Origin of the sequence: Arthrobacter gyeryongensis (assembly GCF_039543785.1) — a bacterium.
Classification (GTDB): Bacteria; Actinomycetota; Actinomycetes; order Actinomycetales; family Micrococcaceae; genus Arthrobacter; species Arthrobacter gyeryongensis.
Genome location: NZ_BAABKK010000009.1, coordinates 72,154 through 93,635 on the forward strand (window position 1 = coordinate 72,154; position 21,482 = coordinate 93,635).

Annotated in this window: 19 protein-coding genes; 10 read left to right on the plus strand and 9 right to left on the minus strand. The window is 64.1% G+C overall.

Going from position 1 to position 21,482, the window contains the following annotated elements; genetic code table 11:
* The first annotated feature begins 36 nt into the window (after positions 1 to 36).
* Positions 37 to 609: a COG4315 family predicted lipoprotein gene (locus ABEA18_RS06240; protein WP_345448430.1), complete on the plus strand. Its 573-nt coding sequence runs from the start codon at positions 37 to 39 to the stop codon at positions 607 to 609.
* Positions 610 to 755: 146 nt separating this feature from the next.
* Here ABEA18_RS06240 and ABEA18_RS06245 read toward each other — a convergent pair whose 3' ends face one another.
* Positions 756 to 1,604 carry a DMP19 family protein gene (locus ABEA18_RS06245; protein ID WP_345448431.1) on the minus strand — a complete coding sequence of 283 codons (849 nt, stop codon included), beginning with the start codon at positions 1,602 to 1,604 and terminating at the stop codon, positions 756 to 758.
* Positions 1,605 to 1,772: 168 nt separating this feature from the next.
* Between ABEA18_RS06245 and ABEA18_RS06250 the strand changes: the two genes are divergently transcribed.
* The gene (locus tag ABEA18_RS06250; RefSeq protein ID WP_345448432.1) at positions 1,773 to 5,156 is read left to right on the plus strand and encodes a DEAD/DEAH box helicase; all 3,384 of its coding nucleotides are present in this window, start codon (positions 1,773 to 1,775) and stop codon (positions 5,154 to 5,156) included.
* 45 nt (positions 5,157 to 5,201) lie between these two features.
* Entirely contained in the window at positions 5,202 to 5,837 is a 636-nt protein-coding gene (locus tag ABEA18_RS06255; protein ID WP_345448433.1) for a CG0192-related protein, read from the plus strand.
* Between the two features lie 4 nt (positions 5,838 to 5,841).
* On the opposite strand, the gene ABEA18_RS06260 is transcribed toward ABEA18_RS06255, so the two are convergent.
* The 7 genes from ABEA18_RS06260 to ABEA18_RS06290 all read right to left on the minus strand — a co-directional run bounded on the left by ABEA18_RS06260 (position 5,842) and on the right by ABEA18_RS06290 (position 12,623).
* Complete coding sequence (locus tag ABEA18_RS06260; RefSeq protein WP_345448434.1) at positions 5,842 to 6,264, minus strand: heat shock protein transcriptional repressor HspR; 423 nt, start codon at positions 6,262 to 6,264, stop codon at positions 5,842 to 5,844.
* Between the two features lie 29 nt (positions 6,265 to 6,293).
* Positions 6,294 to 7,259, minus strand: coding sequence for a DnaJ C-terminal domain-containing protein (locus ABEA18_RS06265; RefSeq protein ID WP_345448435.1), 966 nt, complete (start codon positions 7,257 to 7,259; stop codon positions 6,294 to 6,296).
* Between the two features lie 268 nt (positions 7,260 to 7,527).
* A complete protein-coding gene (locus ABEA18_RS06270; RefSeq protein ID WP_345448436.1) occupies positions 7,528 to 8,190 on the minus strand; it encodes a nucleotide exchange factor GrpE in 663 nt (220 codons plus the stop codon).
* Positions 8,191 to 8,192: 2 nt separating this feature from the next.
* Positions 8,193 to 10,055 carry a molecular chaperone DnaK gene (gene dnaK, locus ABEA18_RS06275; protein WP_345448437.1) on the minus strand — a complete coding sequence of 621 codons (1,863 nt, stop codon included), beginning with the start codon at positions 10,053 to 10,055 and terminating at the stop codon, positions 8,193 to 8,195.
* Between the two features lie 141 nt (positions 10,056 to 10,196).
* Positions 10,197 to 11,078 (minus strand): DUF817 domain-containing protein, encoded by an 882-nt coding sequence (locus ABEA18_RS06280; RefSeq protein ID WP_345448438.1) that lies wholly within the window; start codon positions 11,076 to 11,078, stop codon positions 10,197 to 10,199.
* A gap of 6 nt (positions 11,079 to 11,084) precedes the next feature.
* On the minus strand, positions 11,085 to 11,876 hold the full coding sequence (locus tag ABEA18_RS06285) for an oxygenase MpaB family protein (RefSeq protein WP_345448439.1): 792 nt from the start codon (positions 11,874 to 11,876) through the stop codon (positions 11,085 to 11,087).
* A gap of 21 nt (positions 11,877 to 11,897) precedes the next feature.
* The gene (locus tag ABEA18_RS06290) at positions 11,898 to 12,623 is read right to left on the minus strand and encodes a TetR/AcrR family transcriptional regulator (protein ID WP_306963096.1); all 726 of its coding nucleotides are present in this window, start codon (positions 12,621 to 12,623) and stop codon (positions 11,898 to 11,900) included.
* A gap of 155 nt (positions 12,624 to 12,778) precedes the next feature.
* On the opposite strand from ABEA18_RS06290, the gene ABEA18_RS06295 reads away from it, so the two are divergent.
* Positions 12,779 to 13,714, plus strand: coding sequence for an NAD-dependent epimerase/dehydratase family protein (locus tag ABEA18_RS06295; protein WP_345448526.1), 936 nt, complete (start codon positions 12,779 to 12,781; stop codon positions 13,712 to 13,714).
* Here the strand turns inward: ABEA18_RS06295 and ABEA18_RS06300 are convergent.
* The gene (locus ABEA18_RS06300; RefSeq protein WP_425550486.1) at positions 13,690 to 15,897 is read right to left on the minus strand and encodes an MMPL family transporter; all 2,208 of its coding nucleotides are present in this window, start codon (positions 15,895 to 15,897) and stop codon (positions 13,690 to 13,692) included. The two genes, ABEA18_RS06295 and ABEA18_RS06300, sit on opposite strands and share 25 nt — an antisense overlap.
* Positions 15,898 to 15,999: 102 nt before the next feature.
* Here ABEA18_RS06300 and ABEA18_RS06305 point away from each other — a divergent pair, with 102 nt between their 5' ends.
* The 6 genes from ABEA18_RS06305 to ABEA18_RS06330 all read left to right on the plus strand — a co-directional run bounded on the left by ABEA18_RS06305 (position 16,000) and on the right by ABEA18_RS06330 (position 21,479).
* On the plus strand, positions 16,000 to 16,503 hold the full coding sequence (locus ABEA18_RS06305; RefSeq protein ID WP_345448440.1) for a MarR family winged helix-turn-helix transcriptional regulator: 504 nt from the start codon (positions 16,000 to 16,002) through the stop codon (positions 16,501 to 16,503).
* Between the two features lie 54 nt (positions 16,504 to 16,557).
* Entirely contained in the window at positions 16,558 to 18,108 is a 1,551-nt protein-coding gene (locus tag ABEA18_RS06310) for an NUDIX hydrolase (protein WP_345448441.1), read from the plus strand.
* Between the two features lie 106 nt (positions 18,109 to 18,214).
* Positions 18,215 to 18,877, plus strand: coding sequence for a hypothetical protein (locus ABEA18_RS06315; protein ID WP_345448442.1), 663 nt, complete (start codon positions 18,215 to 18,217; stop codon positions 18,875 to 18,877).
* A 34-nt stretch (positions 18,878 to 18,911) separates the two neighbouring features.
* Positions 18,912 to 20,138 (plus strand): pyridoxal phosphate-dependent aminotransferase, encoded by a 1,227-nt coding sequence (locus ABEA18_RS06320; protein WP_345448443.1) that lies wholly within the window; start codon positions 18,912 to 18,914, stop codon positions 20,136 to 20,138.
* A 51-nt stretch (positions 20,139 to 20,189) separates the two neighbouring features.
* A complete protein-coding gene (locus ABEA18_RS06325) occupies positions 20,190 to 21,005 on the plus strand; it encodes a methyltransferase domain-containing protein (RefSeq protein WP_345448445.1) in 816 nt (271 codons plus the stop codon).
* A 114-nt stretch (positions 21,006 to 21,119) separates the two neighbouring features.
* Complete coding sequence (locus ABEA18_RS06330; RefSeq protein WP_345448446.1) at positions 21,120 to 21,479, plus strand: YciI family protein; 360 nt, start codon at positions 21,120 to 21,122, stop codon at positions 21,477 to 21,479.
* Positions 21,480 to 21,482 lie beyond the last annotated feature (3 nt).

The following is a 21,482-nucleotide window of genomic DNA, read 5'->3' on the forward strand; positions in this document are numbered from 1 at the left end:
GCACGTCCGCGGCCGGTCCAAGCGAAGGAGTAAACCATGAAGAAGCAACTCGGCACCGGGCTCGGCATTCTTGCTCTGGCCATCGCGCTCACTGGCTGTGGAGGAAGCCCCGGCCCGTCTTCCGCGTCCTCGAGCGCCACCAGCCCCGGCTCCGCGGCGTCGGCGAGTTCAAGCGCTCCGGCGTCGAGCACTCCTGCTGGCGCGGCGGAACTGAAGACGGCGTCGTCGAGCGTCGGCGAGCGAGTGGTTGCGGCGAACGGCAAGAGCGTCTACATCTTCGCGAAGGACGTCAAGGGTTCCGGCAAGAGCGCCTGCACCGGCGGCTGCGCGACCAACTGGCCTGCCGTGACAACGACGTCGGCCACGCCGGCGGTTGACGGGGTGGCCGGAACCATCGGCACCATCCCCACAGCAGACGGCAAGATGCAGATCACCATCAACGGCATGCCCATCTACTTCTACTCCAAGGACGAAGACTCCAGTGACACCTACGGCCAAGGCGTGGGCGGTGTCTGGTCCTTGGTCAGCCCGTCCGGTTCGATGCTGACCCCGAGCAGCAGCACCCCGAGCGAGAGCAGCACCCCAAGCGGGAGCAGCATGGGCTACTAAAACCCTCGCTCACTTTTGCACCCCAAAAGGCAAACGCTCGCTCAGATCTCGCCGGGCCGGCCGGCGGATCTGAGCGAGCGTTTGCCCTGGAGGCCTTAAAGGTGAGCGGGCGTCCGCGTCAGAAGCCTCATAGGTGAGCGGGCGTTTTAGGCGTCTTCGAACTCTTCAGCGTCCTCGAACTCCACGGCGGCGATGATTTCCTTCGTCTCCGGGTGGATCATGAAGGCTTCGTCGTCCTCTTCGATCATGATGTAGTTGCCGTGGTCCGTGGTGAAGTGCCAGGCGAGGATCGTCTCGCCGTCGTGCTCGTAGTTGGGATCGCCCATGGTGATCTTCTCCAGCTGGTAGCCGGCAACGTCGCACAGTTCGCGGATGATGAGCTCGAATTCAGGGGCGTTCTCAAGTTCCGCTTCGGCTGCCTCGGCCTGGCGCTCTTCGAGGTTCGGGACGAGGGCTACGCGCTCGGCGATGTGAGTCTTCAGCTGCTCCTCGTCCAGGTAGAGCACGCCGTCCTGGCTGCGGAGCCACGCTGCGTTGAGTTCGATGATGTCTTCGGTCTCCAGGAGGGATTCGAATTCGCCGTCGAGGGCCTCGAGTTCGGCAACGGCTTCCGGTGCCACTTCGGACTCGTCAAGATCGCCGTCCAGGTAGGCCTCGGCGTCTTCTTCGGACAGCGCGTCGAAAGCTGCGGCGGTGCGGTTGAACAGCTCAAGGTGGCCTTTGGCGCCCATTCCTTCGAGGCCTTCGCGGACAAACGCATCCACCTCTTCGCGTTCCGGGACCGTGAACACGTACTGTGCGAAACCGCCCGCGAGTGCTTGCGTCAGGTAGTAGTCCACAAAGTAGCTGCGCAGAGCATTGGTAGCGATTTCCTCATGGTTGAGGAGCTCCTCGTACATCTCGTTGACCACGGTGACGTTCGCGTCCACAACGTCGGCGCTGTCGGCCTCGATGCTGTCCTTCGTCAGAACGACGGGGTTCTCATTGCTGGTCATGGGATTTCCTCACTGCTAGGAAGCTTGTGCTGCTCCGGACCCTTTCAACGTACGCGGGGGCGGTTGTCGGGCAAGCTAGGCAGAGGTGAACGTCCGGCAAAGTTTCAGGGCTGCTCCCTGGGCCCTAGGATTCATAGATAGCCTCCTGCCGAAAGTAGCCCCAACGAAATGCCTTCCCACTCAGACGACTCCTGGGAACTGGCGATTCAGACACCCGCCATTAACGACCGCTCCCTGGCGGCCGGCCTCGCCTATGCCATGGGCAGCCGGGTCAGCGGCATCACCTTCGACTCCGCCACGGGCCTGATGATGGGCAAGGTCAGGGGCAGCGGCCCGTCACCGTATTCGACGTCGGCCAAGCTGGTCCGCAAACCGGGCGGCTGGAGCTGCACCGTGGGCGTGTGCAGCTGCCCGGTCCGGAAGGACTGCAAACACGTGGCGGCGCTTCTCTTCGCCGCCGAAGACCATCCCGCCGTGCGGGCACAGTTGCTCAGCGCGCCGGCGTTCGGGCAGACGGCCCAAACAGGGGGCATCGTGCAACGGCCGGCATGGGAGCAGGCACTTAGCAAGCTCATCGCCACTCCGGGCACCACCCCGCAAGGCCAGGGCCTCCCCTTGGCACTGGCGTTCGAGGTTGAAGAGCCGGCCCCGCACTTCTCCTACACAGGCCGGCGCGATCCGCTCCGCAGCGTGCGCCAGCTCAAGGCCCGCCCGGTGATGATGGGCGCCAAGGGCAAGTGGATCCGGGGCGATGTTTCCTGGACCAACCTGAATTACCTCGGCTACAAGCGCGAGTTCAACGAAGCCCATATCGACTGGATGCAGAACTTCCTGGCCGCGCATTCCACTGCGGACTACCGGCAGCTCACTTCGAGCATGTGGATGCTGCTCAACGAATTCGCCGGCAAGAACTTATGGAGCCTCCTGGTCGAAGCCGACAAGATAGGGGTTTCGCTCATCCACTCCGGCGGGACCGAGCCGGTCCGCATTGCTGCGGAGCCCGCCGTCGTCGGGCTTGACCTTAGCCGGCCCGACGACGGACTGCAGCTCGCGCCGTCGGTGACCTTGGGCGCGGACGCCCTTGATCCGGCGACCTTGGGCTTGATCGGCCGCCCGGCACATGGCTTGTTCTTCACGGGTCCGGGCGAGGAGCACTTGCCCGGCATATCGGCACCCGAGAACCTCATCACGCTGGCTCCGTTGGAGGGTGGTGAGTCGCAGGAACTCCTCGATTTCGTCATGGGCGCATCCCGGCTCCAGATCCCGGCGAAGGACGAGGAACGATTCCTCACGGCGTTCTATCCGAAGCTCAAGCAATCCACGCGGGTCACGGCAGCGGACCATTCAGTGGAGTTGCCGGTCCTCGCCGTGCCTACGCTGTCCCTTCTGGCGAACTACGGTGCTGACCACCGGGTGCGGCTGCACTGGGAGTGGCACTACAAGGCCGGCAAGCTTGTGACTGCCCAGCCCCTCTGGCGGCACCCGGACGACCACGGCTACCGCGACGACGCCGAGGAGGCCCGGATCCTTGAGTCCCTGGGCCGGCTTTGGGACGTAGTCGCGGCGCTGGGCGAGTCGTCGAGCGGCGGATGGGGGGCTCCACGGCTGGCCGCCTCGGTAGCGCTGGACGGACTGGACACCCTGGCCTTCACCGAGGAGGTGCTGCCCCGGCTGCGCGAGCTGCCCGACGTCGTCGTGGACACTTCCGGCGAGATCGCCGACTACCGCGAGGCCACCGAGGCTCCCGTCGTCTCCATCTCGACCAAGGCCACCGACAGCCGCGACTGGTTCGATCTCGGCATCGTCATCACGCTCGAGGGCGAACCTGTGTCCTTCGCCGCGGTGTTTTCCGCCCTCGCGGCGGGCCAGAGCCGGATGCTGCTGCCGAGCGGCGCCTACTTCTCACTGGACTTGCCCGAGCTGCACCAACTCCGCGCGCTGATCGACGAGGCCCGGTCCTTGCAGGACAGCCCGGACCGGCACGGTACCCTGCAGATCAGCCGCTTCCAGGCCGGGCTCTGGGATGAGCTCGCGCAATTGGGGATCGTCGACGAGCAGGCGGCCGCATGGCGCGAGGCCGTGGGCGGCCTGCTCGACGACGGCGTGACCGGGCTCCCGCTGCCGGGCTCGCTCGACGCCGAGCTCCGTCCCTATCAGCTGGAGGGCTTCAACTGGCTGAGTTTCCTGTACCGTCACAGCTTGGGCGGGGTCCTGGCCGACGACATGGGCCTCGGCAAGACAGTGCAGGCGATTGCTTTGATGTGTGCGGCGAAGGAGCAGGCTGAATCCGACGCCGGCGGCACGGGCGGTGCCGCCCCCTTCTTGGTGGTGGCGCCCACCAGCGTCGTCGGCAACTGGGCCGCGGAAGTGCAGCGTTTCGCGCCCGGCCTGAGCATAAAGACCGTCGGAGAGACTTTCGCCAAGAGCGGCGCCGATCCGCAGGAATCCATGGCCGGAACCGACGTCGTCATCACTTCGTACGCGCTGTTCCGGATCGACTACGAGGCCTACGCAGCCAAGGAATGGGCCGGGCTGATGCTCGACGAAGCCCAGTTCGTCAAGAACCACCAGTCCAAGGCGTACCAGTGCGCCCGCAAACTTCCGGCATCCTTCAAGCTGGCAATCACCGGCACGCCACTGGAAAACAACCTCATGGAGTTCTGGGCTCTGACTTCGATCGTCGCTCCCGGGCTGTTCTCCAGCCCGCGCCGTTTCGCGGAGTACTACCAAAAGCCGGTCGAAAAGAACGGAGACAAGGCCCAGCTCGCCAAGCTCCGACGACGGGTACGTCCCCTCATGATGCGCCGCACCAAAGAGCAAGTCATCAAGGACCTGCCGCCCAAGCAGGAGCAGGTCCTGGAAGTGGTGCTGAACCCGCGGCACCAGAAGGTGTACCAGACGCACCTGCAGCGCGAGCGGCAGAAGATCCTGGGGCTCATCGACGATGTCAATAAGAACCGCTTCACCATTTTCCAGTCGCTCACCCTGCTGCGGCAGCTGAGCCTGGACGTCTCCCTCGTGGACGAGTCCTTGTCCGCGGTGCGCTCGTCCAAGCTGGATGTGCTGTTCGAACAGCTGGAGGACATCGTTGCCGAGGGGCACAGGGCCCTCATCTTCAGCCAGTTCACGGGGTTCCTTGGCAAGGTCCGGGAGCGGCTCGACGCGGAGGACATCGAGTACTGCTACCTCGACGGCAGCACCCGGAACCGGGCCGACGTCGTGAGCGAATTCAAGAACGGCGCAGCGCCCGTCTTCCTCATTTCCTTGAAGGCCGGAGGCTTCGGCCTGAACCTGACCGAAGCCGACTACGTGTTCCTGCTGGACCCATGGTGGAACCCTGCGTCCGAAGCGCAGGCCGTGGACCGCACCCACAGGATCGGGCAGGCGAGGAACGTGATGGTCTACCGATTGGTCGCCAAGGACACCATCGAGGAAAAGGTCATGGCACTCAAGACCAGGAAGTCCCAGCTGTTCGCGGACGTCATGGAAGGCGATGCGCTGACCGGTGGCGCCTTGACGGCGGAGGATCTGGCGGGCTTGTTCGCGGAGTAGGGTCCCCCTGAAGCAACTGCTTCGAGGTGGCTTAGGCTGGACCGCATGGCTATCATCCATCAAGCAACCCTGAGTCCCAGCAAACTTGAACTCATCGAAAAGTACTTGCCCGTCCAGCCGTGGTTCACCAAGGATGGCGCCGCACCGCCCGAACTGCTTGGGGCATACCGCTTCGATGATCCGGCCGGCCAAGTCGGCCTCGAGACCCACTTGGTCTCCTACGGCGGCAAGGTCTACCAGGTTCCCCTGAGCTACCGTGGTTCGGAATTGCCCGGGGCAAAGGACTCGCTTCTCGGCACCATGGAACACTCCGTTTTGGGCACGAGGTGGGTGTACGACGCCTGCGCAGATCCCGTCTACGTCGTCGCCCTGGCCACCGCAATCCTCACGGGACAGCAGGAAGCCGAACAGTTCGTGGACGTGGACGGCGTGCTGGAGCCACGCGCGAGTTCCGTCGAGGTCAAGGGCGGCGGAAGGCCCGGTGCCGAAGTCCCGGCGCTGAGCCCGGCAGCCCCGATCACCGAAGACGGCGTCACCAGCATCGACGCCGGTGAGCTCACACTGGTGGTGAACCGTGTCCTCGATCTGGGTACACAGGGTTCGGAAGATTCGGCCTCCCTGAGGGGTACGTGGGCCGGGCAGGAAGCGCCGGTTCTGCTGGCGTCCCTCTCGCAGGCCTAGAGGATTACTCCCCCGGTCGCGGCCGCCAGACGACAACTGCCTGAGACCGCGCCCGGGGGCGCTGCCCGCGGGCCAGGCTGACGACGTCGCCGGCTGTTCCCGCCGCGAAAATTCGGGCCTCTATCGGGCTTCGCCGGCGCTGCAGTTCCTCGCTCAACTCGGCCACGCGGAACTGAAGCGCGGCCACCTGGTTTTCGAGCTCAAGGATGCGCTTGATGCCCTCAAGGGACACGCCCTCGTGGGAGAGCCGTTGGACCTCGCGCAAGCGGTCGATATCGCGCTGGGAGTAACGCCGGGACTTGCCTGGGGCACGGCTCGGCGACACGATGCCGAGGCGGTCGTACTGGCGCAGGGTCTGCGGATGCATGTCAGCCAGTTCGGCCGCGACGGAGATGACGAAGATCGGCTGGTTGATGTCGATGCCCATGCCTACGTCCCCTCCCATATGTTCTGCCGCTACAAGCGGGCCTTGGCGGCCAGGTCATGGCGAGGATCGGCGTCGGCAGTCGCCGCGGCGAATGCCTTGACGGCCTCCTCGGCCTGTTTATTGAGGTTCTGCGGGACGGAGACGTCGATCGTCACCAGCAGGTCTCCGGCGCCCTTCGACGTCTTGACGCCGCGGCCCTTGACCCGGAGCGTGCGGCCGGAAGGCGTGCCGGCCGGGACGCGGACTGTGACAGTGTCGCCGTCGAGCGTTGGCACGTGGATGTTCGAACCCAAGGCGGCCTCCGCGAACGTGACTGGCACGTGGATGCGGATATTGTCGCCATCGCGGTTGAAGAAGTCGTGCGGCTTGACGTTCACCGTGATGATGAGGTCACCGTTGCCGGCTGCGCCTGGGTTGCCCTTGCCGCGCTGGCGGACCTTCTGGCCGTCCCTGATGCCCGCGGGAATCTTCACGTCGATGACGTTGCCGTTGCTTTCGCGCAGGCTCACCGTGGTGCCATGAATGGAGCCGGCGAAGGAAATAGAGGTCGACGCCGTGCGGTCACTGCCTTTTTGGGGAGCGCGCTGGAAACCGGTCTGTCCACCGCCGAAGCCGCCGCCGAACAGGTCAGCGAACTCGGGCGGGATCCCGCCGGCCCCTGCAGGCTGGCGTGCGCCTCCGCCGAAAAGTCCGCCGAACAGGTCCTCGAAGCCGCCATTAGCCGGCCCGCCGCGAGCTGCGCCCGGAGCGAAGCGTGCCCCGCCCATGGCGCGAATGGCATCGTACTGCTGGCGCTCCTCGGCATCCGAGAGCACCGAATAGGCCTCCGAGATGTCCTTGAACTTCTTCTCCGCAGTAGCATCCCCGGAATTGGTATCCGGATGGTACTTCCGCGCAAGCTTGCGGTACGCCTTCTTGATGTCAGCGTCAGAGGCGTCCTTGGCGACACCAAGGATGGCGTAAAAATCCTTCTCAACCCAGTCCTGGCTGGCCACTCGGCTTCTCTCTTTCGTTTCTGTGTTCGATTGCGTGCGCTACGCGAAGCATGGGCCCCCGCCCCTTCGCGCCTGCTGTCAACTCACCTCAGGCGAGCTTACAGCGGGCGCGAAGCCGGATATGGGGCGGCGGTGTGCCTGCCCGCGAGGGGCCCACGGCTGCGAGGGCCCCGACGCGAGCTTGCGAGCATCGGGAGCAGCCGGGGACGGGCACCGCCCCATATCCGGCGAAGCGCCAAGGTGAGCACACCTAGCGGCGGTGAGAACCTCAGGCCGGCACAGCCACGATCACTTGGGCCGCACGGAGCACGCGGCCGCCGGAGCGGTAGCCGGAGCGCAGCACTTGGCTGACGGTGTCTACTTCGATGTCCTCGCCCGGCTGCTGGATGAGGGCTTCGTGGATCGTGGGGTCGAAGTCGACTCCGGTTTCCGCGATGCGCTCCAAGCCGTACGTCTTCAGCGCGTTCTCCAGCTTGGCGGCGATCGCGGCGAACGGGCCGTCCACGAGGTCGCCGTGCTGGCGGGCGGCGTCGACGTCGTCCAGCACCGGCAGCAGGGAGTTCAGGACGCCGATGACGGCCATTTCCCCTGCGACGGCGCGGTCGCGTTCGACGCGCTTGCGGTAGTTGACGTACTCGGCCTGCAGGCGCAAGAGATCGTTGCGGAGTTCCGCGGCCTCTGCTTCTGCAGCGGCACCGGGGGCTACCGACTCTTCAGCCGGAACCTCCATGCCGTTGAGGATTTCCTCAGCCTGGGACAGGGCATCGCCCTCGGCGGCAGCGGCGTTGGAATCAGCTGCCGATCCTTGGGCGTGGCGGGCGGCCCCGGTCTCCGGGTCAACCTTGCGGTTGTCCCGAATGACCGGCTTGTGCTGCTCGTTGCCCTCGTTGTTGGAAGGTGAGTGCTCTGCGTCGTTGCCGTGGTGAGGCATGCTTACTTCTTTTCGTCTTCGTCGATGATCTCGGCGTCGACGATGTCCTCGTCTGCCTTGGCACCGGCGTGAGCGCCCTCAGCACCGGCGGCGCTGCTTGCGCCATCCGGGGAACCGGCGTGCGAGTAGATCGCTTCGCCGAGCTTCGACTGCGAGTGCTGCAGCTTCTCGAAAGCGGTCTTCACTGCCGCGTCGTCGGTGCCTTCGAGGGCCTTCTTGAGGGCGTCGACGTCGGCCTTGACCTCGGTCTTGACCTCTTCCGGCAGCTTCTCGTCGTTTTCGGCGATGAGCTTGTCCACGGAGTAGGCGAGCTGCTCGGCAGTGTTGCGGGTGTCGGTAGCCTCGCGGCGGGCCTTGTCCTCGGCTGCGTGCTCCTCGGCTTCACGGACCATGCGGTCGATGTCTTCCTTGGACAGCGCGGTGCCGCCGGTGATGGTCATCGACTGCTCCTTGCCGGTGCCCTTGTCCTTGGCGGAGACGTGGACGATGCCGTTGGCGTCGATGTCGAAGGTGACCTCGACCTGGGGGACGCCGCGCGGTGCCGGAGCGATGCCGGTCAGTTCGAACGTGCCCAGCGGCTTGTTGTCGCGGGTGAATTCACGCTCGCCCTGGAAGACCTGGATGGCCACGGACGGCTGGTTGTCGTCAGCGGTGGTGAAGGTCTCGGAACGCTTGGTGGGGATGGCCGTGTTGCGCTCGATCAGGTGCGTCATGACGCCGCCCTTGGTTTCGATACCGAGGGACAGCGGGGTGACGTCGATCAGGAGGACGTCCTTGCGCTCGCCCTTCAGCACACCGGCCTGGAGGGCTGCGCCAACGGCGACAACTTCGTCAGGGTTGACGCCCTTGTTGGGCTCCTTGCCGCCGGCAAGTTCCTTCACGAGGTCGTAAACGGCGGGCATACGGGTGGAACCGCCCACGAGAACGATGTGGTCGATTTCGGAGAGCTTGATGCCGGTCTCGGCGATGACGTCGTGGAACGGCTTCTTGGTGCGCTCGAGCAGGTCCTTGGTGAGGTCCTGGAACTTGGCGCGGGTCAGCTGCTCGTCCAGGTGGACCGGGCCGTCGGGGGTGACGGAGAGGTACTGGAGGGAGACGTTGGTGCTGGTGGAGGAAGAGAGTTCCTTCTTGGCCTGCTCCGAAGCCTCGCGCAGACGCTGCAGGGCGATCTTGTCCTTGGAAAGGTCGATGCCCTTGATCTTGAGCTGGTTCAGCAGGTAGTCAACAACGCGCTGGTCCCAGTCGTCGCCGCCGAGGCGGTTGTCACCGGCGGTGGCGCGGACCTGGATGGTGGAGAAGCCGTCTTCGTCCTTGCCGACTTCCAGCAGGGAGACGTCGAACGTTCCGCCGCCGAGGTCGAAGACCAGGATGAGTTCGTCTTCCTTGCCCTTGTCCAGGCCGTAGGCAAGTGCAGCGGCGGTGGGTTCGTTGACAATGCGGAGGACGTTCATGCCGGCGATTTCGCCGGCTTCCTTGGTGGCCTGGCGCTCGGCGTCGTTGAAGTAGGCCGGGACGGTGATGACAGCGTCGGTGACCTTTTCGCCAAGGTAGCTCTCGGCGTCGTTCTTCAGCTTCATGAGGATACGCGCGGAGATTTCCTGCGGCGTGTACTTCTTGTCGTCGATGGCGACGGACCAGTCGGTGCCCATGTGGCGCTTCACGGAAGCGATGGTGCGGTCGATGTTGTTGACGGCCTGGCGCTTGGCGATTTCGCCAACCAGGACTTCGCCGGACTTGGAGAATGCAACGACCGACGGCGTGGTGCGGCCACCCTCGGCGTTGGCAATGACGGTGGGCTCGCCACCTTCGAGAACAGAGACGACGGAGTTAGTGGTTCCGAGGTCGATACCTACAGCGCGTGACATATGTTGCTTCCTTTCAATGAAACCGGGTTGAGCGTTCTTCACTCAACTGTACTCAGGCCTCGTTCGATGTCAATCCAAAGTTGAGTCAAGTGCGCTCAACTCTGCGGATTCGCGGCCAAAGAACCCCGGAAACTCGGAGATTTACGCGCGATTTCGCCGTGGGAGAACGCCCGTCGTGTCAGGCGGCATCGGCTTGTACACCCATGCCACCAGCACCACGGAGATGATCATCAGGAGGAACCACGAGACGAGCTTGTCCGGGGACACCAAGTGCCAGCCATCCAGTTGGCTCGGATACAGCCAGGCGTGAGACCAAGTGGCGATATTCTCTGCAATCCAAAGGAAGAGCGCCACCAGCAGGAATGCCACGACGAGCGGCATCCGGAGTCGACGCCGAAACACCCGGAAGTACATGACGCACCGGCCATAGATCACGACGACGGCGGCCAGCAGGACCCAGCGGGCGTCAACGATGTAGTGGTGGGAAAAGAAGTTCACATAGATGGCCACAGCCAGGACCGCAGTGATCCAACGCCGTGGATACCTGGCGAAGCGCAGGTCGAAAACCCGGTAAACGCGCACCATGTACGAGCCGACCGCCGCGTACATGAAGCCACTGAAGAGCGGAACGGCGCCGACGCGGAGAACACCCTCGGCTTCATACGACCACGAGCCGACGTCGGTCTTGAACAACTCCATGACCGTTCCCACCAAGTGGAAGAGCACGATCACCCTGAGCTCGCGCAAGGTTTCCAGCCTCGTGGCCACCATGAGGATTTGGATCACGACGGCGGCGATCGTCAGGAAATCGTTCCGCGCGAGGCCGGCGTTGGCCGGATACCAGAGGTGAGCAGCGAAAATGACGGCAAGGAGCGAGGCGCCGAAGATGCACGCCCACGCCTGCTTGAGGCCGAAGACTGTGAACTCGGTGAGCCTTGATCGCAGCCCTTGGGCCGGGGCACTTCCCAGGAATCGGCTCGCGCTCCCGTCGATAAGTTCCTCCACCGCGGTGAGCTCACGCATGGGCGCCTACTTGCCAGGGCCCGGCTCGCCCGGTCCGAGCCGGCCAAGATAGTAGCTTTTCGGCCAATGCCTGATTTTTTCCGGCAGCCTTGGATAAGCCGCCGCCAAGAGCCGGATGGTGCCATCGAAGCTGCGTTGATGGCGGGCCTTCCACGGAAGCCCGAATCCCGCGCGAAGATGCTCCGGCAGCAAGCCCGCAGTCACCAGCCGGACCAACGGCATGCTCAAGCGCATCAAGAACGGCCCGCTCACGGGGTGCAGGAGTTCGTGTGCCACCCTCAAAGCGGCTGCATCCGGCTCGAGGTTCCGTAAGGATTCGTCCCAATAGCGCGCGAAGGCCGGGCGGTCGGCAGGCCAGAGCTCGGCGGGCAGCTGCAACGCTGTCCCGATCCGCGCATACTCGCGGTAGATACGATCGGCCGTGTCGTCGTCGAGGGCTCCATGGACCTTTTCGTAAACGGTGACGGCGGTGTCGTAGAGGGTCGCAACCACCCAGAGCTGGGATTGCGCGTCGAAGGCGTTGTACCCCGCGGTGGAATCGTCCGCGGCCCGGCGAACCGGAGCGTGGGCACGATTCACGGCCCGGCGCACGGCGGCCAGTTGCTCTTCCGTGCCATAGACCACGGCGTAGACGTACGTCATGGTGGCACGCAGCCGGTCCAGCGGCCGTTCGGCGAAATTGCTGTGCTTGGCGACGCCGTGACCGACCGCGGGATTGGCAATCTGCATCAGGATGGCGCGGCCTGCCCCGGCGAGCAAGACGCCCTCCGCGCCGATGTCAGCAAGTCCACGGGCCATGCAGTTACTGTACCTTCGCGACTACAGCCCCACGACCCCCCGCAGCACCTCGAGCTGGTGCTCAAACAGCTCGTCGCGCGCGGCAAAGGTGTCGGCGCCGTATTGGCCGAACACCTCGAAGCTGACCGCCCCAAAGACCGACGTCCACACCAGCACGCCCCTCGCCAACGCAGGTTCTGGAACGGCCACGCCCAGTTCGGCCCGGATAGCCGCGAGGTCCGCGGCAAGGGCTGGAGGAACGACGACGGCGGGCGCCACTTCGGCGGCCAAGGCGCCTGCGCGGTAGGCGGCGTCGAAGATCCCCACCATCCGGTAGATCACCCGCGTTCCGGGTTCCGTGGTGCGCTCTGCGGGCGCTTGGTATCCGGGAACCGGACTGCCGAACAGGAGGGCATACCGTGCCGGCTCGCGCAGTGCCCACTGGCGAACGGCCCGCCCGAGCGCCAGGAACCTGCCGCGGTAGTCGTCCTCCGGGAGGGCGTCGACGGCGGTGTCCACTTCGTCGCCCAACTCACCGTAAGCGTCAATCAGCAGGAGGGTCAGGAGTTCGTCGCGGCTCTCCACATAGCGGTACACGGCAGAGGACACCACGCCGAGATCGCGTGCGACCGCCCTCAGGGACAATCCCGCTGCGCCGTGCAAGGCAAGGTGCCGGCGACCCAGCCGGATGATGTCCGCCACGGTCTGGGCCCGGGCCCGCTCGCGGGGCGTCGAGTGCTTGGCCGCTGCGGCGGAAGGGAGGTCCATGCATCCAGCATGCCACAAAGGAGAGCACTGACAACAAATGTGAGCAGTGCTCTTGACGGGCAATTCGAATGGGTCCATCCTGAATTCAGAGAGCACTGCTCTCTAATAGAGCTTCACCCGAGAAATGGATCCCCAACCAGAGAGTGAGCAACACCATGTACGTCGTCACAGGAGCAGGCCCCGTCGGATGGACCATCGCCGAGCAACTCGCGGGCCGCGGAGAAAACGTGCGCGTCCTGACCCGCTCAGGCAGCGGACCGGACCACCCTCTGGTCGAAAGGCTCCGCGTCGATGTTTCGGACCCGGCCCACTTGGCGCAAGCCCTCGACGGCGCCACGGCCGTCTTTCATTGCATCCACGGTTCTGCCTACCGGGCCAAAGCCTGGGCGGCCGAACTTCCCGGAGCAGAGCGCGTGGTGATGGACGCCGCTGCGGCGACAGGCGCCGTCGTCGTCTTCCCTGAGAGCCTTTACTCCTACAGCGAGCCGGACAAGACCATCACCGAGAGCAGCCCCCGCGAAGCGACCGGCGGCAAGCGCGGGATCCGCTCCGCACTGCTGAAGGACCGGCAAGCCCACCCGGCGAATACCGTCAGCGTGGTGGCCGGCGATTTCTTCGGCTCGCGGGCCCGGATGGCGCACGCCGGCGAGCGCATGGTCCCCCTCGTCCTCAAGGGCAAGACAGTCCAGGTTCTGGGAAGCGCCGATCAGCCGCACTCTTTCACGTACGTCCCGGATCTCGCTGCAGCCATGATCGCCGCGGCCCAGAAGCCCGGAGTCTGGAACTCGGTGCTGCACGCTCCCACGGGACCGGCAATGACGATGCGGGAAATCGCCGGAAACTTCGCACGCTCGGCAGGCGTTCCCGAACCGAAGCTGAGTGTGGTTCCAGGCTGGCTGCTCCGGACCCTCGGCCTGCTTTCAACCGACATGCGGGAGCTGGCCGAAATGTTGTACCAGTTCGAGCGTCCATTCGTCATGGACTCCACAGCGAGCCAGGCCAAGCTCGGGCTGGAACCGACGCCGCTATCAGACGCGATGGCGGCGACCGTGGCCTGGTGGCGGGATCAGGAAGCCGTGGCTTCCCGCTGATTCTCCTTCGACGCCGGACCGCGTGCCAGGCGTCCCGGCCACCAGATGCGCCGACCAATGTCGTAAGCCAAGGCAGGCACCAACAGCGAGCGCACGATCGTGGTGTCGAGCAGCACTCCGAACGCCACAATGAAAGAGATCTGCGCAAGGAAGAGGATCGGAATGACCCCCAGTGCGGCAAAGGTCGCGGCAAGAACGACTCCCGCCGAGGTAATCACCCCGCCCGTGGCACCGAGCCCCTTCAAGATACCGGCCCGGGTTCCGTCGAGCTTCGACTCTTCCCGGACACGGGTCATGAGGAAGATGTTGTAGTCGACGCCGAGGGCCACGAGGAATACAAAACCGAAAAGCGGAACCGAGGCATCCGCTCCGGGGAATCCGAACACATGGTTGAACACCCACGCTGAGACGCCCAACGCCGCCGCATAGGACAGCACTACGGTGCCGATCAGCAACAGTGGCGCCAAAACAGACCGCAGCAATGCCATGAGCACCAACAGGATGACCGCCAAGACGATCGGGATGATGCGCCACAAATCAGACTGTGCGCTGGCATTGGTGTCCAGAGCTGTGGCGGTGGTTCCTCCCACCAGGGTCCCGGGGGCCTTGTCATGAAGCTTCAGCCGGAGCGTGGCGATGGTCTGCTCGGCCCTCGCCGAATCGGCTTCGGAGGACAGCGTGGCGTTGATCAGCACCCGGCCGTCCCGCACCAAGGGCGCAGTGTCTATCGCGGCTTCCGCCAGCGGGCGGACGCCGGAATCCGGTTGCGCGGCAACTATGGATGCATCCGAGATGCCTTCCTGGGCTTTGACCCCGGCAAGTACCGCGGCCGCCGCCTTTTCGTCGGCCACAACCACCACCGGGCTTCCCGCACCAGCGGGATAGTGCCGGCCCAATGCCACTTGGCCGCCTACTGCCTCGGATTTGCTTAGGATGAGGGCCGACTGTGGAACACCGCTGGCCTGGAGTTGCAACAGGCCCGCGGCACAGACCACCAGAACGGCAGCTGCGCCCAGCCATACGGCTCTGGGCCGCCTGGCTATGATGCTTGCCGGAAGCCTCCAGCCCCGGGGAATGCCGGAGTTGGCCGGGGCCGCGACGGCGACACTAGCGGCCGGGACTTTCCTCGGGGTACGCGGCCAAAATGCGGACCTGCCGAGCAAGCCAAGCGCAGCGGGAAGCAGTGTCAGGCTGGCCAACATTGAAAAGCCGATTCCGATTGCGCCGATGGGGCCCAGTCCGCGGTTTGAATTCAGTTCCGAGAAGAGCAGGCAAAGCAGCGCCAAGGCGACAGTTGTCCCCGATGCCACGATCGCTTCAAAGCTGCCCTTGTATGCTCGTCCCACAGCCGACCATTTGTTCGTCATGGGACCCAAAGCCTCACGGTATCGGGCCACAAAGAGGAGGGCGTAATCAGTGGCTGAGCCGACCACCAGGATGGACAGGATCCCTTGGCTTTGTCCCGTCAATTGGATTGCGCCCGCCTTCGCCAAGGCAAAGACCACCAGAATGGAACCGCAAAGCGCGAAAACGGCAGTAAGGAGCACCACAAAGGGCAGCACCACGGATCGGTAGACGGCTAGCAGGATGACCAAGACGGCACCGAGTGCCGCGAAAAGCAGTATCCCGTCGATGCCCCCAAAAGCGCTGACCAGATCGGCGAGGAAGCCCGCCGGTCCCGTAACGTAGGTGGTTGCTCCAGCGGGAAGTGCCGCCCCGGCCGCAAAATCCGTCGCCTTTGCACGAAGCGATTGGATGCTCCCTTTGACACCGTTTCCTTCCTCCACCGGGACGATGAACTGCGCCGCCTTGCCATCCGCGGACGGAATCGGCCCAACCGTCGACGTCGAGTGGCTGACCCCGTCGGCGGCAGACAGTTGGGTGCCGAGTGATGCCAATCCGGCCAGTTGAACGGGTGAAAGCTTCTCAGGAGACTCGATCAACACCACCGCGGGAACACTGCCGCTGGAAGTGAACCTGCTTTGCCATTCACGGGCTTCGGTGGATTCGGCGCTCGCTGGAAGGAAGGATGATTGGTCGTTGCTGGACACCTCGCTGAGCTTTCCAAAGGTTGGGCCGCCGATTCCACCGACTACCATCCACGCCACCAGCGATAGCACCGCCCCCGCCAACCACCACCGCGAACTGCTGCGTCGGCCGGTTCCAGTCCGCTTGTCCATCATGCCCACACCTTTCCTAACTAGTTCCATGACGAAATATATCTATCATGGAGATAATTGGTCAATGACATCCCGGTGGGATAATTTGAGGCTGAAGGAGGCCTCATGGATGCTAATCAGCAAGTTCCGTCCGAAGCGGCGCTCCTCGGGCTCCTCCAGCAGTTCACGCTGGAAACTGAGCGCTACGTGGAGGCCATCAGCAACCGCCACCACCTCCATCGAACGGACCTGAACGCGTTGGCTGCCATGGTGGCTGCCGCGCGGGAGGGCAAGACCATGACTCCCGGGGCGCTCCGAGCAGCGCTCAACCTGAGTTCGCCGGCAACAACCGCACTTGTTGACCGGCTCGACCGGGCAGGCCACTTGGAGCGCCGCCGCAGTGAGAAGGACCGCCGCCAGGTTCATCTGGAGATGACCGATTCCGCGCGCGCCACCGGCAGCGAATTATTTTCTCCTCTGGCGGGCGCCATCGCCCCGGTAATCGACGCGCTTTCGCCTGAAGAACTCCACATCGTCATGACTTTCATGCAAGGCGTCATCGAGGCCACCATGACAGCCCGCAAGGACGCCGCCCTTGCCGAGCCAATGCGCCCTCTACCCGGAACATAGGATGGTTCTCGGGTAAGCGCACGAGCGACGTATCGACTGAGCAGGGGGCCGTGATTGGACAAGCTTGTGGACCTGACCCTGGCGGACTGGTTCTCCTTCATCCCTGGACTCATTGCGATCTGGGCTGTCGTTGAGGCGTTGCGGGGGCGTCCGGAGCGCTTGATGAAACGCAGCCGGATCCACGCCATGAAGGGCCTGGGGATAAGCCGGAAGGAAAGCAAGCGCAGGGTTCACGGCATTGTGACGAGTGGCCCGGCGACGCCCGCTGACGAACTGAACTGGCTGGCTTCGGCCCACCCCGGCCAGGCTCGCCCGGGAAGCCTGCCGCGCGGAAAGGGCAGCCCGATGCCGCTGACCTTCGCCGCATCCAGCGCCGAACTGCTTAAACTCTCCCAGGCGTATGCCAGCTACGCCGCGAAACTACGTAAAGGCTCTTTCCTGGGTACTGCCACGGCCCCACTCATCGTCCACGAATCGCAGACCGCCCTCGAAACGTCGACGGTTCTCGGCTCTGCGGCCTCGGGAGGGGGCGCGGAAGCTCCAAAAACACTCAGGGATGTCCGCCTCGAGCTCCCCGCTGGCCGGACTTTTGACTTATGGGAGCTTCCAGAGGTCGAAAAGGGCACCCTTGCCTACGATCTCTTCGTTAGCTACCGCCGGCACAGGATTGCGCCGGACTTCCACGAGCCTGGACCGGGAAACAGACCCGTGGCCATCGAGGCAGGCGGCCTCGAAACCGAACCGCTTCCGACGACGCCGGCGGAAGCGGAAATTCTGCGGGCAAAATTCCGCAGTCCGCGCACCTTTGACAGCGTCCTGCCGCGGCTTGTCGACTGGCGCCCCGAAAGAGTCAGCAGCAACGGCCGTCAGAGATTGCATCTGGCTATGGCCGAGACCACCTATGCGGCGGTTCTGACCGACCACTACCCGAAGACTTTCGAGGGGCTGGATCCGGATCCCGGTGCAGCACCCCGAATCGTGGAGGGGGAGGCATCAAGGTTGTTGACCTTGTCCACCGTTCTGGTCACGGCAGACCGGAAGATGCTATTCGCGGGAAGGTCGAAAAATGCGGGCTCTCACGCCGGGCTCTTCGGGCCGGCCGTGAACGGCAACCTGGAGCTCCGCCCCCGCGATGGCATTCTCCCGGACGCAGACAGCAGCGGGATCCCCGATCCAAGGCGTGCCCTCGCACGCGAAGCCCATGAGGAGCTGGGGTTGTCCCTGGATCCCCAACAGATTCGCATCCTTGGTCTCGCCAGGTTCACGGTGGAAAAGGAACGCGGTACCCACCTGCTAATGTCATCCAGCCATTTGGCCCAAACGGCCGACGAGGTGGCCGAGGGCGTCCGCTTGGCGGATCCGCTCGAAGGGCGATGGGAGCTTGGTGGGGAACTTCTGGCGGTACCGCTACCTACCAAGGAACGTGATGTCGATCCGCTTTTGTCGTGGCTACTCCATTGCCCGCAACTCACTCCCCACGCCGCATTGACTGGCATAGCGACCCTCGCTAGTCAGTTCAAAGTCGATCCGGATCGGCTACTTTGCCTTGCCGCCGGAGACAGCAACGGCGGCGGTTCTTTCGAGACCATTCCGCTGAAGTGGTGAGCCATCGAATGGAGTTATCCCTGAACCCCGGTGACTCGCGGACCAGTGCGGGAGTAACGTAGAGCACAACGGCTAGCTGGACCACTTTGTGGACTGGAGTGTCACCGTGGGTGTTGTGCGATCATCCCTGACCGAGCTCCTCGGGATACTTTCCGACGCCGTCTCGCCCGTGCGGGTCCGCTTCGATGACGGTTCCGAACCGCCCACAGGCCAATCCCCCGATGCCCCTGTGACGGTCCACGCCGTCGCCATGAACAGGGTGGGCCGTTCCCGGCGGGAGGGGCCGCTGCTGGACCTTGAGCTCAAAGTGGCCGTGGAGTGCCATGGTCCCACGCAACTGGACAACATGGAGAAGCTCCTGATTGCCATCGAGCAGAACACCCAGTATTCCGTCGTCTCGAGCGGCGAATTCCAGCCGGACGAATACGACGCCGGCATCCGCCAAGGCCTCGGCTTCCTGGTCCGCGTCCCCATCGGCATTAGCCTCGATGAGCCTTCCGGAACTCCGGTCGCCGAACCCCTGCTTGCCGCCGCCGCGGTTGCCCGGCTGATCCATGGCCGGTTGGTCGACGTCCACAACAAAGGAATCCCGGAGGCATACATCCGCCCGCATTCCTCCGCAGCCGCCGTCGTGAGCGATCCCACCGGCCATTTCGAGGTCCTGGCCTCGGCGGACGATCTCCAGCACTTTGTCGTGGCAGTCCGCGGCACCGAACGTGAAGTCTCAGCCAATACGAGCAGCCTGCCTGTCATCATCCGATGGGAATAAGGGAGAACGGGGCCCGGACATGAAATGATCAACCATGCGTCCGATGCAGCACTCCAGCAAACTACAGAACGTCCGCTATGAACTCCGTGGGCCCATCCTCCAAGCGGCCAAGACCATGGAGGCCGAAGGACACCGCATCCTCAAGATGAATCTTGGCGACACCGCACCGTTCGGACTGGAAGCTCCGGAGTCGGTCGTAGTGGACATGATCCACCACCTTCGCGGAGCCCAAGGGTACAGCGATTCCAAGGGCATCTTCACCGCGCGGACAGCGATTTCGCAGTACTACCAGACCAAGAACCTGATGAATATCGGCGTCGAGGATATCTTCATCGGCAACGGCGTCAGTGAACTGATTTCCATGACGCTGCAGGCGTTCCTGGAAAACGGCGATGAAGTCCTCATCCCCGCGCCGGATTATCCGCTGTGGACGGCAACAGTGACCCTCACTGGCGGCACGCCGGTGCACTATCTTTGCGACGAGGGCCAGAATTGGTGGCCGGACATGTCCGACGTCGAGGCCAAAATCACCAAGCGCACCAAGGCCATCGTCATCATCAATCCGAACAACCCCACGGGCGCGGTGTACCCCCGCCACATCCTGGAACAGTTCGCTGCACTGGCCCGCAAGCATGATCTTGTCCTCTTCTCGGACGAGATCTACGAGAAGATCCGTTACGAGGACGCCCAGCACATCCACACGGCATCCGTGGCAGACGACATCTGCGTCCTGACCTTCAGCGGCCTTTCCAAGGCTTACCGTATGCCCGGCTACCGTGCCGGTTGGGTCGCAGTGACGGGCCCGCACGCGGCAACCGCCGAATACCGTGAGGCGCTGGAGCTGCTGGCTTCTTTGCGTTTGTGCTCCAACGTTCCGGCGCAGCATGCCATCCAGACCTGCCTCGGCGGCTACCAGAGCATCGAGGAACTCATCAGGCCAGGTGGCCGGCTCCGCGAACAGCGGGACCTGGCCTTGAAGCTCCTGACGGCGATCCCCGGCGTGACTTGCGTTCCCGCAGCCGGGGCAATGTACTTGTTCCCGCGGCTGGACCCTGAAGTCTACCCGATCGAGAGTGACGAGAAATTCGTCCTCGACCTCCTGCAGGACCAGAAAATCCTTGTCTCCCACGGCTCGGCCTTCAACTGGCCCACCCCGGACCATTTCCGCTTCGTCATCCTGCCATCCGTTCGCGAGATCGAAGAGGCCGTGCGCAGGATCGCCACGTTCCTGGCGGCATATCGGAACCGGCCGCAGGAGTAAGGCCACGCCAAGTTCCGCCCGCTTTCCACTCCATCGGGGTAGCGTTTCCCTATGAACGAGCAGAAGCCTGAAGACGTCTACACACACGGCCACCACGAGTCCGTCGTACGCGCCCATGCCTCCCGCACAGCCGAGAACTCTGCCGCGTTTGTCATCCCGCACCTCACCGCCGGGACATCGGTGCTCGACGTCGGATGCGGACCTGGGAGCATCACTTGCGACTTCGCGGAGCTGGTGGCTCCCGCGAAGGTCGTCGGCCTCGACCGTTCCGCCGAGATCGTGGCCCAGGCTGCCTCCCTCGCAGCTGAACGCGGCGTGGAAAACGTGGAATTCGTGACGGGCAACATCTACGATCTGGACTTCGAGGACGAGACCTTCGACCTCGTCCACGCCCACCAAGTCCTGCAACACTTGACCGACCCCGTTGCCGCGCTGCGCGAGATGCGGCGCGTGGCCAAGCCCGGCGCCATCGTGGCAGTACGCGACGCCGATTTCCACGGCATGAGCTGGTACCCGGAGGTCCGCGAGCTCGACGACTGGATGGAGCTCTACCAGAAGATCGCCCGACGTAACGGTGCAGAACCCGACGCCGGGCGGCGGCTCGTTTCCTGGGCACAGCAGGCGGGCTTCACCGACGTCGCGCCCTCCAGCAGCAACTGGCTGTACGCCACCGCGCAGCAGCGCCGCTGGCAGTCGCGGGTGTGGAGCGAGCGCGTCCTGCACTCCGCTTTTGCCGAGCAGGCCCTGGAATACGGGCTGGCCAACGAGGCTGACCTGGCCAGGATCGCCGCCGGTTGGCACCGTTGGGGCTCCACCGATGATGGCTACTTCCTGATCCCGAACGGGGAAGTCATCGCACGGGCGTAGCCGGCCGCCAAAAGTTTCTTGGGATTTTCAATCAGCCCATGTCGAAAATCGTCCCGTAGTTCCGACCCATGAATGAAAGCGCCCACACGGAGCGCCCCTGATAAGGAGTTCGAGATGAAATACATGATCATGATGTTTGGTTCCGCCGAAGGCATGATGGAGGCTGCAGATCCCGAATGGATCAGGGAAATGATCGGGTTCATGATCCAGATCGACAAGGATCTCAGCGATTCAGGCGAGATGGTGTTCAACGCCGGACTGGCCGACCCCGGTACTGCCAAGCTGGTCAAGCAGACGGACAGCGGGGTCATCACGACCGACGGGCCCTTCGCCGAAGCCAAGGAATCCCTCATCGGCTACTGGGTGGTGGACGTCGCGAGCGAGGAACGGGCAGTGGAAATCTGCTCCAGCATCGTGAAGTACGCACCGGTTGTGGAGCTGCGCCGCGTCCAGGACGCACCGCCGGAGGTCTAGCGC